At 71.0% G+C, this 14,065-nt stretch carries 10 protein-coding genes; 9 read left to right on the top strand and 1 reads right to left on the bottom strand.

The genetic code is table 11. The features are described from left to right. The first annotated feature begins 4 nt into the window (after positions 1-4). From iolB to mmsA, 3 genes are read left to right on the top strand one after another with little or no spacing between them, the layout of a single operon-like run. Entirely contained in the window at positions 5-853 is an 849-nt protein-coding gene (gene iolB, locus ACWD26_RS30880) for a 5-deoxy-glucuronate isomerase (protein ID WP_451275245.1), read from the top strand. Further along, the gene (gene iolD / locus ACWD26_RS30875; protein ID WP_451275244.1) at positions 850-2,757 is read left to right on the top strand and encodes a 3D-(3,5/4)-trihydroxycyclohexane-1,2-dione acylhydrolase (decyclizing); all 1,908 of its coding nucleotides are present in this window, start codon (positions 850-852) and stop codon (positions 2,755-2,757) included. The genes iolB and iolD overlap by 4 nt, the downstream gene beginning before the upstream one ends. A gap of 16 nt (positions 2,758-2,773) precedes the next feature. Continuing rightward, the gene (gene mmsA / locus ACWD26_RS30870; protein ID WP_451275243.1) at positions 2,774-4,276 is read left to right on the top strand and encodes a CoA-acylating methylmalonate-semialdehyde dehydrogenase; all 1,503 of its coding nucleotides are present in this window, start codon (positions 2,774-2,776) and stop codon (positions 4,274-4,276) included. A 67-nt stretch (positions 4,277-4,343) separates the two neighbouring features. Here mmsA and ACWD26_RS30865 read toward each other — a convergent pair whose 3' ends face one another. Continuing rightward, entirely contained in the window at positions 4,344-5,180 is an 837-nt protein-coding gene (locus ACWD26_RS30865; protein ID WP_451275242.1) for a hypothetical protein, read from the bottom strand. 259 nt (positions 5,181-5,439) lie between these two features. On the opposite strand from ACWD26_RS30865, the gene ACWD26_RS30860 reads away from it, so the two are divergent. The 6 genes from ACWD26_RS30860 (at position 5,440) to ACWD26_RS30835 (ending at position 13,866) form a co-directional block, all read left to right on the top strand. Next, the gene (locus tag ACWD26_RS30860; protein ID WP_451275241.1) at positions 5,440-8,097 is read left to right on the top strand and encodes an alpha/beta fold hydrolase; all 2,658 of its coding nucleotides are present in this window, start codon (positions 5,440-5,442) and stop codon (positions 8,095-8,097) included. Next, the gene (locus tag ACWD26_RS30855; protein WP_451275240.1) at positions 8,094-8,999 is read left to right on the top strand and encodes an ABC transporter permease; all 906 of its coding nucleotides are present in this window, start codon (positions 8,094-8,096) and stop codon (positions 8,997-8,999) included. The genes ACWD26_RS30860 and ACWD26_RS30855 overlap by 4 nt, the downstream gene beginning before the upstream one ends. A gap of 159 nt (positions 9,000-9,158) precedes the next feature. Continuing rightward, a complete protein-coding gene (locus ACWD26_RS30850; RefSeq protein ID WP_451275239.1) occupies positions 9,159-10,760 on the top strand; it encodes a YfbK domain-containing protein in 1,602 nt (533 codons plus the stop codon). A 123-nt stretch (positions 10,761-10,883) separates the two neighbouring features. Continuing rightward, positions 10,884-12,836, top strand: a complete 1,953-nt coding sequence (locus tag ACWD26_RS30845; RefSeq protein ID WP_451275238.1) for an AMP-dependent synthetase/ligase — start codon at positions 10,884-10,886, stop codon at positions 12,834-12,836. 180 nt (positions 12,837-13,016) lie between these two features. Next, positions 13,017-13,379 carry a hypothetical protein gene (locus ACWD26_RS30840; RefSeq protein ID WP_451275237.1) on the top strand — a complete coding sequence of 121 codons (363 nt, stop codon included), beginning with the start codon at positions 13,017-13,019 and terminating at the stop codon, positions 13,377-13,379. Between the two features lie 208 nt (positions 13,380-13,587). Then, positions 13,588-13,866 (top strand): hypothetical protein, encoded by a 279-nt coding sequence (locus ACWD26_RS30835; protein ID WP_451275236.1) that lies wholly within the window; start codon positions 13,588-13,590, stop codon positions 13,864-13,866. Positions 13,867-14,065 lie beyond the last annotated feature (199 nt).

Below are 14,065 nucleotides of genomic sequence, written 5' to 3'. Positions count from 1 at the left end.
CCGCATGACACAGAAGACCGAGCTGTACGTACCCAAGGGCGCGACCGCGAACGCGCGGTACGTCGTCGACATCGACCCGAAGAGGGCCGGCTGGACCCACAGCAGCCTCAGGATCGTGGAGTTGGAGCCGGGCGGTACGCACACGTTCACGACCGGGGACAGCGAGTGGATCGTGCTGTCCCTCAACGGCGGTTGTACGGTTCAGGTATCGGATGAACCGAACAAATCAGACGGCACCGGCTCCACCGAGTTCGAAATCCTGGGCAGGGAGAGCGTGTTCGCAGGAGTCTCCGACTTCGTGTACGCGCCCCGCGACGCCCGGGTACAGATCGCCTCCGGCGCGGGAGGCCGCTTCGCTTTGGCAGGAGCGAAGTGCGAGCGACGACTCCCCGCTCGTTACGGCCCCGCGCCGGAGGTTCCCGTCGAAGACCGGGGCAGCGGCACCTGCGCCCGCCAGGTGCGCAACTTCGCCTCCGCCGACGCCTTCGAGTGCGACAAGCTGATCACGGTCGAGGTCATCACCCCCGGCGGCAACTGGTCCTCGTACCCGCCGCACAAGCACGACGAGAACCGGCCGGGGGAGGAGACCGAGCTGGAGGAGATCTACTACTTCGAGATCGACGGCCCCCAGGGCTTCGGCTACCAGCGCGTGTCGCCCTCCCGTGAGGGCGGCGCCGAGGTGCTCGCCGAGGTCCGTTCCGGTGACGCGGTGCTCGTACCCGACGGCTGGCACGGCCCGTCCATCGCGCAGCCCGGCCACAGCATGTACTACCTGAACGTGATGGCGGGCCCCGGCCCCGAGCGGAAGTGGCAGATCTGCTTCCACCCCGACCACACGGAGGGGTACCGATGAGCCCGACCTCGAACAAGACCCCGGCCACGACCCGGCTCACGGTCGCCCAGGCGCTGGTCCGTTTCCTCTCCGCCCAGTACACCGAGCGCGACGGAGAGCGGCGGCGGCTGATCGGCGCCACCTGGGGCATCTTCGGCCACGGCAATGTCGCCGGCCTCGGTCAGGCGCTGGTCGAGTACGCCGACGACATGCCGTACCTCCAGGGCCGCAACGAGCAGTCGATGGTGCACGCGGCCGTCGGCTACGCCCGTCAGTCCAACCGGCTGTCCACGCACGCGGTGACGACCTCCATCGGACCCGGCGCGACCAACCTGGTCACCGGCGCGGCCCTCGCCACCATCAACCACCTGCCGGTGCTGCTGCTCCCGGGCGACATCTTCGCCACCCGCCCGGCCGACCCGGTCCTCCAGCAGCTCGAAGTGCCGTACGCGGGCGACATCAGCGTCAACGACACCCTGCGTCCGGTGTCGAGGTACTTCGACCGGATCACCCGCCCCGAGGCACTGATCCCGGCCGCGCTCCAGGCGATGCGCGTCCTCACCGACCCCGTCGAGACGGGCGCCGTGACCCTCGCCCTGCCGCAGGACGTGCAGGCGGAGGCATACGACTGGCCGGAGGAGTTCTTCGCCGAGCGGACCTGGAACGTCCGCCGCCCGGCGGCCGACGTCGCCGAACTGGCCGGCGCGCTCGACGCGATCCGCGCGGCCCGCCGCCCGCTGATCGTCGCCGGCGGCGGGGTCCACCACGCCCGCGCGGAGGAGGCGCTCGCCGAACTGGCCGGCGCCACCGGCATCCCGGTCGCCTCCACCCAGGCCGGCAAGGGCTCCCTCCGCTTCGACCACCCGCAGGACGTGGGCGGAATCGGCCACACCGGCACGGCGACCGCCAACGAACTGGCCCGCACCGCCGACCTGGTGATCGGCGTCGGCACCCGCTACACGGACTTCACCACGGCCTCGAACACCCTCTTCGCCGCCGACGGCGTCCGCTTCCTCAACCTCAACATCGCGCCCTACGACGGCCACAAGCTCTCCGGTCTGCCGCTGATCGCGGACGCCCGGTCGGGTCTGGAGGCGCTCGCCGAGGCGCTGGAGGTGCACGGCCACCGGGTCGCGGAGGCGTACGTCGCCGAGTACACGGAGGACAAGCAACGCTGGGAGCACCGCGTCGACGCCTGCTACGAGGCCGACGAACCGGACACCCGGCCCACCCAGGCCCAGGTGCTCGGCCTCCTCGACGAGCTCGTCGACGAGTCCGACATCCTCATCAACGCGGCCGGTTCCCTCCCCGGTGACCTGCACAAACTGTGGCGGGCCCGGTCGCGGGACCAGTACCACCTGGAGTACGGCTACTCCTGCATGGGGTACGAGATCCCGGCCGCGATCGGTGTCCGGATGGCCGCCCCCGGGCGCCCGGTGTGGGCGCTGGTCGGCGACGGCACCTATCTGATGATGCCCACCGAGATCGTCACGGCCGTCCAGGAGAACGTCCCGATCAAGGTGCTGCTGGTGCAGAACCACGGGTACGCCTCCATCGGCGGCCTCTCGGAGTCGGTCGGCGGCGAGCGGTTCGGCACCGCCTACCGGCACCGCAACCCCGCCGACGGAACGTTCACGGGCACCCCGCTGCCCGTGGACCTCGCCGCCAACGCGGCCAGTCTCGGCATGCGCGTCCTGCGCGCCAAGACGGTGCGCGACCTGCGCGCCGCCCTCGCCGAGGCACGGGCGGCCGACACTCCCACTTGTGTCTACGTGGAGACCGAAACGGCAGACACAGTGTCGGGCCCGCCTCCCGCGCAGGCCTGGTGGGATGTACCTGTGGCCGAGACCGCGACCCGCGCGTCGGCGGTCAAGGCACGCGAGGAGTACGACCGGCACGTCTCAACCCGACGCCGCCATCTGTGAGAAGGAGTCTCTCGGCATGACGAAGATCGTCAACCACTGGATCGGCGGCAAGACCGTCGAAGGCGCGTCGGGTACGTTCGGGCCGGTCACGGACCCGGCGACCGGCGCGGTCACCACCAGGGTCGCCTTCGCGACCGTCGACGAGGTCGACGCTGCGGTCCGCACCGCCAAGGAGGCCTTCGCCACCTGGGGCCAGTCCTCGCTGGCGCAGCGCACCTCGATCCTGTTCAAGTTCCGCGCGCTGCTCGACGCCAACCGGGACGCGATCGCGGAGCTGATCACCGCCGAGCACGGCAAGGTGCACTCCGACGCGCTCGGCGAGGTCGCGCGCGGCCTGGAGATCGTCGAGCTGGCCTGCGGCATCAACGTGCAGCTGAAGGGCGAGCTCTCCACACAGGTCGCGAGCCGCGTGGACGTCTCCTCCATCCGCCAGCCGCTGGGCGTCGTCGCCGGCATCACGCCGTTCAACTTCCCGGCGATGGTCCCCATGTGGATGTTCCCGATGGCCATCGCGACCGGCAACACCTTCGTGCTGAAGCCGTCCGAGAAGGACCCGTCGGCCTCCATCAAGATCGCCGAACTCCTCTCCGAGGCCGGCCTGCCCGACGGCGTCTTCAACGTCGTCCACGGCGACAAGGTGGCCGTCGACCGCCTCCTGGAGCACCCGGACGTCAAGGCCGTCTCCTTCGTCGGCTCGACCCCGATCGCCCGCTACATCCACACCACGGCCTCGGCGAACGGCAAGCGCGTCCAGGCCCTCGGCGGCGCCAAGAACCACATGCTGGTCCTCCCGGACGCGGACCTGGACGCGGCCGCCGACGCCGCGGTCTCCGCCGCGTACGGCTCGGCGGGCGAGCGCTGCATGGCGATCTCGGCCGTCGTGGCCGTGGGCGCGATCGGCGACGAACTGGTGGAGAAGATCCGCGAGCGCGCCGAGAAGATCAAGATCGGCCCCGGCAACGACCCGAGCTCCGAGATGGGCCCGCTGATCACGGCGGTCCACCGCGACAAGGTGGCGTCGTACGTCGAGGGCGCGGCGGCCGAGGGCTGCGAGGTCGTCCTGGACGGCACCGGCTTCACGGTCGACGGCTTCGAGGACGGCCACTGGATCGGCATCTCGCTCCTGGACAAGGTCCCGACCACGGCGAAGGCCTACCAGGACGAGATCTTCGGTCCGGTGCTGACCGTGCTGCGTGTCGACACCTACGACGAGGGCATCGCCCTCATCAACGCCTCCCCCTTCGGTAACGGCACCGCGATCTTCACCCGCGACGGCGGCGCCGCCCGCCGCTTCCAGATGGAGGTCGAGGCCGGCATGGTCGGCGTCAACGTCCCGATCCCGGTCCCCGTCGGCTACCACTCCTTCGGCGGCTGGAAGGACTCCCTCTTCGGAGACCACCACATCTACGGCAACGACGGCACCCACTTCTACACCCGGGGCAAGGTCGTCACCACCCGCTGGCCCGACCCGGCCGACGCCCCCACGGGCGTGGACCTGGGCTTCCCGCGCAACCACTGAGGCCGTACGGTGCCCCGCCCCTCTCTTCGCGAAAAGGGGCGGGGCACCGCCGCGTCCGGGCCCGGGGTCAGCCCTGCTGCCCCAGGGTCTCCTGCAGAGCCTCGGTGACATCGGCGGTCCGAGCGGCGGGCGGGGCCTTCACCTCGGCCGTGGCGCCGAACTTCTCGAAGTCCATGGTGATGGTCATGGCACCCATCTCCTGCCGCAGCCGGACCGGCAGGTCGTCGGAGCCGACCCACACATCCATCGTGACCTTGTCGACGCCGCCGGTCACCGAGTCCAGGACGCTGCCCTCACCGGAGTAGGCCTCCTGGAACCTGCCCATCTGCTCCTTGCCGACCAGGGCCCGGTAGTGGGTGGCGGCCCGCCCGTCCACGCGCTCCTCGCCCAGGTCCTCGAAGCCCTTCGCGTACTTCAGGCTCCGCATGGAGTCCGCAGGGCTGGCCCCGCTGCCGCCGCTGAAGGCCTGGGAGCCCTTCTCGCCGAACACCACCGACCCGTCGACCTTCAGCCACTCCTTGCCCTTGTAGGGACCGGAGGTCATCGGGTCGACGTTGTAGTAGTAGGCGCCGTCCACGAAGAGGGCGTGGACGGTCGGGTCGTCCGTCAGGTCCTGCATCCCGGCGGCCCCGGCGTCCATCTCGATGTCGTACGCGTAGCCGTCGCCCCAGGAGTACGTGCCCTCCATGGTGACCGGGCCGTCGCCCATGTCGGCGGTCATCTCGACCTCGGCGGAGCCCAGCTCCTCGGTCCGGTCCGTGGCCCGCGTCAGCGCCGCCAGGATCGCGTCGGACCTGTCGACCGTCTCGGCGGCCCGCTTGACGGTCTCCGCACCGCAGGCCGTCGTCGCCACGAGCGCCGCCGTCGTGACCCCCACCCAGGCCGCGGTCTGCCGCAGCTTCATATGCCCACCCCGAAGATCCATGCCCATCACGGACATGTGTGCCAGCTGTGAGCGGTGACTCTATCCGGCCGCACCGACACTCCCGCCACCGAATTCGCCGCCGGGAGGCCCGACTTATCAGGTTGCTGTCAGGTCCGTCCCACACCCCCGTGTACCGCACCCGCTGTATACCGAATTCCTCCCGTACGACCGTGGGATGGCCCACTCCTCCGACCGGAGAGGGCCATGGGCCCCCGGTGGAGCCCCGTACCGTTGACGCATGGATCTTCGACTGCCCGGACTGCGACTGCGTGGAGCGTTGCGGCAAAGGCCGCGCCGCACCATCGCCGCCGCGGCCGCCGTCGTCGTGCTCGCCGGCGCGGGCACCTGGACGGCCACCGCCTCGGACGAAGCGGCGCCGGTGAAGCGCACCGACCAGGCCATGGACACGGCCGACAGCGTGCGCATCGACACCTCGTACTTCACCTCCGGCTCCGACGGCCGCCGCCCGGCCGTCCTGCTCGGGCACGGCTTCGGCGGCAGCAAGGACGACGTCCGCAAGCAGGCCGAGGACCTCGCCCGCGACGGCTACGCGGTGCTGACCTGGTCCGCGCGCGGCTTCGGCGAGTCGACCGGCAGGATCGGGCTGAACGACCCCAAGGGCGAGGTCGCCGACGTCTCCAAGCTGATCGACTGGCTCGCGAAGCGGCCCGAGGTCCAGCTGGACAAGGACGGCGACCCCCGCGTCGGCGCCGCCGGAGCCTCGTACGGCGGAGCGATCTCGCTGCTGGCCGCCGGGCACGACGACCGGGTCGACGCCATCGCGCCCGCGATCACGTACTGGAACCTGGCGGACGCCCTCTTCCCGAACGGCGTCTTCAAGAAGCTGTGGGCCGGCCTCTTCGTCAACACCGGCGGCGGCTGCGAGAAGTTCGAGACCCAGCTCTGCGAGATGTACCAGCGGGTCGCCGAGACCGGTGAACCCGACGCGCAGGCCGTGAAGCTCCTCGACGAGCGCAGCCCCGAGGCCGTCGGCGACCGCATCAAGGTGCCCACGCTGCTGCTCCAGGGCCAGACCGACTCCCTCTTCCCCCTCGGCCAGGCCGACGCCGCCGCCAAGGCGATCAAGGCCAACGGCGCGCCCGTGGACGTCGACTGGATCTCCGGCGGCCACGACGGCGGCGACATGGAGACGAGCCGGGTCCAGGGCCGCGTCAACGCCTGGTTCGACCGTTACCTCAAGGACGACAAGAGCGCCGACACCGGCTCGGCGTTCCGCGTCACCCGCACCCTCGGCACCGGCTCCGGCGACGGCGAGCCCCGCCTCGCCGGTACGACCGACGACACGTACCCGGGCCTGGAGAGCGACCCCACGAAGATCGCCCTCGCCGGACGCGAGCAGAGCTTCGAGAACCCGGCCGGCGCCAACCCGCCCGCCGTGTCGGCCCTGCCCGGCCTCGGCGCCGCGGGCGGCCTCTCCCAGCTGTCCTCCCTCGGAGTCAGCATCTCCCTCGACTTCCCCGGCCAGTTCGCCGCGTTCCAGTCGAAGCCCGTCGCGGACGACCTCCAGATCACCGGCTCGCCCAAGGCCACGGTCCATGTGAAGTCGACCAGCGAGGACGCCGTCCTCTTCGCCAAGGTGTACGACGTCGGCCCGGACGGCCGCTCCCAGGTGCTCCCGTCCCAGCTCGTCGAGCCCCTCCGGGTCGAGGGAGCCAAGTCCGGCAAGGACGTCGAGCTCACCCTCCCGGCCATCGACCACGAACTCGACGACGGCCACAGCCTGCGCCTGGTCCTCGCCTCCACCGACCTCGGCTACGCCTCCCCGACGACCCCGGCGACGTACACCGTCTCCCTCAAGGGCGACCTGGAGGTGCCGACACCGCTCGGCCGGGCCGACCGCACGGATGTGCTGCCCGCCTGGGTCTGGTACATGCCGATCGGCGGCGCCGTGCTCGCCGCCGTCCTCCTCGTGACGGGGCGCCGCCGAATCGTCACCCCCGCCCCCGACCCGGCGCTCGCCGAGGTCCCGCTCCAGATCACCGACCTGAGCAAGAAGTACAAGAACGGCGACCGCTACAGCGTCCGCGACCTCTCCTTCCGCGTCGAGAAGGGCCAGGTCCTCGGCCTGCTCGGCCCGAACGGCGCGGGCAAGACGACGACCCTGCGCATGCTGATGGGCCTGATCCAGCCGGACGGCGGCCAGATCCGCGTCTTCGGCCACGCGATCGTGCCGGGCGCCCCGGTCCTCTCCCGGGTCGGCGCCTTCGTCGAGGGCGCGGGCTTCCTCCCGCACCTGTCCGGCCGCGAGAACCTGGAGCTGTACTGGGCCGCCACCGGCCGCCCGGCCGAGGACGCCCACCTCGACGAGGCCCTGGAGATCGCCGGCCTCGGCGACGCCCTGGCCCGCGCCGTCCGCACCTACTCCCAGGGCATGCGCCAGCGCCTGGCCATCGCCCAGGCCATGCTGGGACTGCCCGACCTGCTGATACTCGACGAGCCGACGAACGGACTCGACCCGCCGCAGATCCGCGAGATGCGCGAGGTCATGATCCGGTACGCGGCCGCCGGCCGTACGGTCATCGTCTCCAGCCACCTGCTGGCGGAGGTCGAGCAGACCTGTACGCACCTGGTCGTCATGGACCACGGCAAGCTCGTCCAGGCGGGCCCCGTGAGCGAGATCGTCGGCTCCGGCGACACGCTGCTGGTCGGCACGTCCGAACCGGTGGACGAGCCGATCGTCGACAAGATCTCCGCCTTGCCGGGCGTCGAATCGGCGGTCCGCGCCGACGACGGCCTGGTGGTCCGCCTCGACGCCGACGGCAGCGCCCAGCGCCTGGTCGCCGAGCTCGTCCGGCTGGAGGTCCCCGTGGAGTCGGTCGGCCCCCACCGCCGCCTCGAAGACGCCTTCCTCACCCTGATCGGAGAGTCCGCATGAGCACGCTGGCCGAGCGTGCCGAGCACGCAGAACCCGGACACCCCGGGCACAAGGAACCCGTCGAGGTCGCCGACGGCTACCGCGCGGGCCGCACCCTGCCCTTCGGGGTCGAGCTGGTCCGCCAGCTGAAGCGGCGCCGCACGATGGTCATGGGCGGCATCCTGTTCGCTCTGCCGCTCGTGCTGCTGATCGCCTTCCAGGTCGGCGGCACGCCCGGCGAGGGCAACAACCGGGTGAACCTGATGGACACGGCCACCGCGTCCGGCGCGAACTTCGCCGCGGTGAACCTGTTCGCCGCGGCGGGCTTCCTCCTGGTCATCCCCGTCGCGCTGTTCTGCGGCGACACGGTCGCCTCGGAGGCCAGCTGGTCCTCCCTGCGCTACCTCCTCGCCGCCCCCGTGCCGCGCGCCCGGCTGCTGTGGTCCAAGCTCGCCGTCGGGCTCAGCCTCAGCCTCGCGGCGCTGGTGCTGCTGCCGGTCGTCGCGCTCGCCGTCGGCACGGCCGCCTACGGCTGGGGCCCGCTGGAACTGCCCACGGGCGGTGAACTCGCCGCGGGCGCCGCCGCCCAGGCCCTGGTGATCACGGTGGCGTACATCTTCGTGTCCCAACTGGTCACCGCCGCCCTGGCGTTCTGGCTCTCCACCAGGACCGACGCCCCGCTGGGCGCGGTCGGCGGCGCCGTCGGCCTCACCATCGTCGGCAGCGTCCTAGACGAGGTGACCGCCCTCGGCGACTGGCGCGACTTCCTGCCCACGCACTGGCAGTACGCCTGGCTGGACGTCGTCCGCCCGCAGCCCGACTACACCGACATGATCCAGGGCGTCTCGATTTCCATAACGTACGCGCTGGTGCTGTTCGCCCTGGCCTTCAGGGGTTTCGGCCGCAAGGACGTCGTCTCCTAGGTCAACGGAGGATCACCCACCGGTCTCGGCGGGCCCCCGCCGTGGCCCGTTCGAGACGCATCCGCAACACCCCGTAGCGCACATCCGGGCCCCCTGCGCCGTCACAGTCACAACAGTCGCCCGCACCAGGGCGACAGATGACGTGGCTAGGGGGCCCGGATGCACACGTATCGCAGGAACAGGCCGACGACGAGGCCGGCGCCGACGACACGGCGACGGACGCGCACCGCACTCCTCGCCCTGGGCACGGCCGGCGTCCTCCTCCTCACCGGCTGCGGCGCGAGCGGCGAGCGCGGCGACTCCTCCTCGTACGACCGCGGTAAGGGCGAGAGCCGCCCCGACGACGGATTCCCGGCCCCGGCCCCCGAGGGAACCGGCACCGGCGAACAGCGCGGCGAGCAACCGGACGACGAGTCCCCGGACTTCGCCCCGTCCCCCGACTACCTCTCCACCTTTGCCCTCGACGTCGACACCGCCTCCTACGGCTACGCCCGCCGCACCCTGGGCGGCGGCAGCCTGCCCGACCCGTCGACGGTCCGCCCGGAGGAGTTCGTCAACAGCTTCCGCCAGGACTACGAACGCCCGGACGGCGACGGCTTCTCGGTCACCGTCGACGGCGCCCGCACCGACGCCGAGGAGTGGTCCCTCGTCCGCGTCGGCCTCGCCACCCGCGTCGCCGAGGGCGACAGCAAGCGCCCGCCCGCCGCCCTCACCTTCGTCATCGACGTCTCCGGATCGATGGCCGAACCGGGCCGCCTCGACCTCGCCAAGGACGCCCTGCGTACGATGACGAACCGCTTGCGCGACGACGATTCCGTGGCGATCGTCACCTTCAGCGACGAGGCCGAGACCGTCCTGCCGATGACCCGCCTCGACGACAGCCGGGGCGAGATCCGTGAGGCGGTCGACGGTCTGGAGCCCACCGACTCCACCAACCTCGCCGCGGGCGTCGAGACCGGCTACGAGACCGCCGTCGACGGCCTGCGCAAGGGCGCCACCAACCGTGTCGTCCTCCTCTCCGACGCCCTCGCCAACACCGGCGCGACCGACGCCGAGACCATCCTCGAACGCATCGCGGGCGAACGCCGCGAGCACGGCATCACCCTCTTCGGCGTTGGAGTCGGCAGCGACTACGGCGACGCCCTCATGGAACAACTCGCCGACCAGGGCGACGGCCACACCACCTACGTCTCCACCGAGGAGGAGGCCGAGGAGGTCTTCTGCGAGGAACTCCCGCGCCACATCGACCTCACCGCCCGCGACGCCAAGGCCCAGGTCTCCTTCGACCCGGCGACGGTCGAGGAGTTCCGCCTGATCGGCTACGACAACCGGCAGGTCGCCGACGAGGACTTCCGCGACGACCGCGTCGACGGCGGCGAGGTCGGCCCCGGCCACACCGTCACCGCCCTCTACGCCGTCCGCACCAAGACGGGCACCGAAGCGGGCCACCTCGCCACCGCCACGGTCCGCTGGCTCGACCCCGACACCCGCACCCCGCACGAGGAATCGGCCGGCCTGGAGGCGACGGCTCTCCACGACGACCTGTGGGCCACCTCCCCGCACGGCCTCCAAGTGGCCGCCGTGGCCGCCTACTTCGCCGACGCCCTCCGCCAGGAGGACGGCCGCTGGACGGACCTCCCGGCCCGCCCCTCCCTCCGCCAACTGGGTCTCCGGGCCGACGAACTGGCGAGGAACCGTGAGGACAGGGACCTGTACGACCTGGCCGGTTCGATCAAAGCGGCGGACCGACTGATGGGCTGAGGCCGCGCCTGGCTCCCGAACCCTCCCGGTTCCCACGAGTCGTCCGAAACCATTGAAAATTTCTTACGCACCGGTAAGTTGACTCGTCGGTAATGAAGCAGTGGTGGGCGTCGGGGAGTCGTGATGGGCGTACGCAAGGACCTGAACCGGGCGAAGCAGCGCGGCGACCTGACCGACCGCGTCAAGGTCGAGGTCGTCAGGGACGCGCAGGGAGTCGTCCGCGAGGCACGCACCCCCGCTCTCGCCCCCCGCCCCACGAGCGGCAGCATCGCCGACCTCCCCTTCGTCAACGCGACGGAGGCCCCCGACGCCGTGATCCTGCGCCGCGAGGACGGGCACGGCACCTGGCACCCGGTCACCGCAGCCGCCTTCGCCCGCGAAGTCACCGCCACCGCCAAGGGATTGATCGCCGCCGGCCTCGAACCGGGCGGCCGCGTCGCGGTGATGTCCCGCACCCGCTACGAGTGGACCGTCCTCGACTTCGCCGTCTGGGCGGCCGGCGGCCAGTCCGTCCCCATCTACGCCACGTCCTCGCCCGAGCAGATCGAGTGGATCGTCCGGGACTCCGGCTCCCACTTCGTGATTGTGGAGACCCCCGAGAACGCGGACGCCGTCGCCACCGCCACCGCCCGCCACGCCCAGCCCCCGCACGTCTGGCAGCTCACACCGGCATCAGCCGCTGCCACGGCGGGCGGCGCGGGCGCCCTGGCCCAACTCGCCGACCTGGGCCGGGGCATCCCCGACGACGAGGTCACCAAGCGCCGCGCCGCCCTCACCCCCGACACGGCCGCGACCATCTGCTACACCTCCGGCACCACCGGCCGCCCCAAGGGCTGCGTCCTCACCCACGCCAACCTCCACGCGGAGGCCGCCAACACGGTCGAACTGCTCCACCCGGTCTTCAAGGCGGTCAGCGGCCAGGCCGCCTCCACGCTCCTCTTCCTCCCCCTGGCCCACATCCTCGGCCGTACGATCCAGATCGCCTGTCTGATGGCCCGCATCGAGATCGGCCACTGCCCGAGCATCAAACCCGACGAACTCCGGCCCGCGCTCAAGAAGTTCCGCCCCACCTTCCTCGTCGGCGTCCCGTACCTCTTCGAGCGGATCCACGCCACCGGCCGCGCCACCGCCGAACGCATCGGCCGCGGCGCCTCCTTCGACCGCGCCCACCGCCTCGGCGTCCGCTTCGCCCGCGCCTACCTCGACAAGTTCCTGGACAAGGGCCCCGGCCCGACCCCCGGCCTGTACGCCGCCTGGGCCCTGTACGACCTGCTGGTCTACCGCCGTGTCCGGGGCGAACTCGGCGGCCGGGTGCGCTACGCCATCAGCGGCGGCTCCCCGCTCGACCGCGACCTCAACCTCTTCTTCTACGCCGCCGGGATCATCGTCTACGAGGGCTACGGCCTCACCGAGACCACCGCCGCCGCCACCATCGTCCCGCCCCTCAAGCCCCGCCCCGGCACAGTCGGCCAGCCCGTCCCCGGCACCGCGATCCGCATCGCCGACGACGGCGAGGTCCTCATCAAGGGCTCCATCGTCTTCGGCACCTACTGGAACAACCCGGTCGCCACGGACGCCGCCCTCACCGACGACTGGTTCGCCACCGGCGACCTCGGCGCGCTCGACGAGGACGGCTACCTCGCCATCACCGGCCGCAAGAAGGACATCATCGTCACCTCCGGCGGCAAGAACGTTTCCCCCGCCGTCCTGGAGGACCGCCTGCGCAGCCGCCCCCCGGTCGGACAGTGCGTCGTGGTCGGCGACAACCGCCCTTACGTCGCCGCTCTGATCACCCTGGACCCAGAGGACGTGTCCCACTGGCTGCATGTGCGCGGCATGTCCCCGGACACCCCGCTCTCCGAGGTCGTCCACGACTCCCGGATGCGCGCTGATGTCCAGAAGGCCGTGGACTACGCCAACCAGGCGGTCTCCCGGGCCGAGTCGATCCGCCAATTCCGTCTGGTGCAAGGCGAGTTCAACGAGGACAACGGCCTGCTCACACCGTCGATGAAAGTCAAGCGTCACGCGGTGACGGCGGCGTACGCCGAGGAGATCGAGGCGCTGTACCGCAGCTGACACCCTCCGGACCGCCCGGCCGGGGTCTTCGGCCGGGCGGTGTGCCCGCGTTGCGCGGTCCGTGCAGCTATGGTCGCATCATCCCGTAATGGCACCTAAGGGGTATTTGGGTGCTGAGATCGAGGGCGGACCGCCCGTTGGCGGCTGCCCCGGTTCCTGGGAGGACCTTTGTCTCACCGCATGCTCCGCTCGGCGGCCACCGTGCTGCTGGCATCCGCACCGCTCTTCGCCGCCGCGCCGGCACAGGCCGCCGCGCTGCCGCAGCAGTTCCCTTGCACCGTCGTCGTCCAGAAGGCCGACAACGCGGCGACCAGTACGGTCACCGTCAGCATCCAATGCCAGGAGAGGCAGGCCGTCGGTGTGACGATCACCGCGGGTGGCGTCGAACTGGCGAGGCTGCAGCAGACCGTTGAGGCCAATGTTCGACAGAGCGTCAGCCTCACCGTGCCCAGGGTCCCGCAGGTCTGCGCCGCCCTGCGGGCCGGCGGCGAGAGCACCACCGTCTGCACCCCCGCCGCCGTCACCCTGCCGGCACCCGCCTGAGCGAAAAGGTCGCCGCCCGTCCCGCGATCCATCAGGATCCGAGCGGGCGGCGGCCACCTCTCCTCCGCGGTATCCCGTGAACTCAGTTGCGCCAAAAGGGGCGTAACTCGATTTGTGTCACTCAGTCGGGCGTACCGGAAATCATGCGTTAAGAGAGGCATGTGTTAGCGTCAGTGACGAGTCGGACACGGTCCGTAAGGAGGCCCGTGTGCGTGAAGAAATCGGAGACCTGATGAACAAGCTCAAGAAGACCGCCGCCGTCGTTGCCATGGTCGGCGGTCTCGGCCTTGCGGGCGGCGGGGTGGCCAACGCCAACGGTGGCCACGACTACGACGACCCGTTCCCGTTCGCCATCAACAACCTGCAGGTCGTGGAGTGCGAGCAGGCGTTCGACGGCGGCGCTGCCTTCACCGCCACTCCCGCGACCACCGGCGACGTGGAGCAGAACATCGGCAACTTCTGCGCGGCGGTCAACGTCGAGGACTGATGTCAGCGCTGTGGTGCCTGCGGGTGGCGTTGCCGCCTGAGGGCTAGTGCCCCGGAAGGGTGTTGACCTTCCGGGGCGCGAACGGATAGTGCCTCTGGCGGGCGGTGGGAACAAGGGTGTGTCCCTTGTTACAACCCCCCCCCCACGCCGGGGTGGATTGGTTTTTGGACCCGCGCGGGGGGGGAGTCCTGAAGAAACA

The sequence above is a fragment of the Streptomyces sp. NPDC002787 genome (genome assembly GCF_053592095.1).
The sequence above is the reverse complement of the archived record's forward strand: the minus strand, read 5'-3'. Positions and strand labels throughout refer to the sequence as shown.

What these genes read in the sequence shown, in the direction of transcription:
- iolB (WP_451275245.1), top strand. Translation starts at nt 5, where the DNA reads ATGACACAGAAGACCGAGCTGTACGTACCCAAGGGCGCGACCGCGAAC.
- iolD (WP_451275244.1), top strand. Translation starts at nt 850, where the DNA reads ATGAGCCCGACCTCGAACAAGACCCCGGCCACGACCCGGCTCACGGTC.
- mmsA (WP_451275243.1), top strand. Translation starts at nt 2,774, where the DNA reads ATGACGAAGATCGTCAACCACTGGATCGGCGGCAAGACCGTCGAAGGC.
- ACWD26_RS30865 (WP_451275242.1), bottom strand. Translation starts at nt 5,180, where the DNA reads ATGAAGCTGCGGCAGACCGCGGCCTGGGTGGGGGTCACGACGGCGGCG.
- ACWD26_RS30860 (WP_451275241.1), top strand. Translation starts at nt 5,440, where the DNA reads ATGGATCTTCGACTGCCCGGACTGCGACTGCGTGGAGCGTTGCGGCAA.
- ACWD26_RS30855 (WP_451275240.1), top strand. Translation starts at nt 8,094, where the DNA reads ATGAGCACGCTGGCCGAGCGTGCCGAGCACGCAGAACCCGGACACCCC.
- ACWD26_RS30850 (WP_451275239.1), top strand. Translation starts at nt 9,159, where the DNA reads ATGCACACGTATCGCAGGAACAGGCCGACGACGAGGCCGGCGCCGACG.
- ACWD26_RS30845 (WP_451275238.1), top strand. Translation starts at nt 10,884, where the DNA reads ATGGGCGTACGCAAGGACCTGAACCGGGCGAAGCAGCGCGGCGACCTG.
- ACWD26_RS30840 (WP_451275237.1), top strand. Translation starts at nt 13,017, where the DNA reads ATGCTCCGCTCGGCGGCCACCGTGCTGCTGGCATCCGCACCGCTCTTC.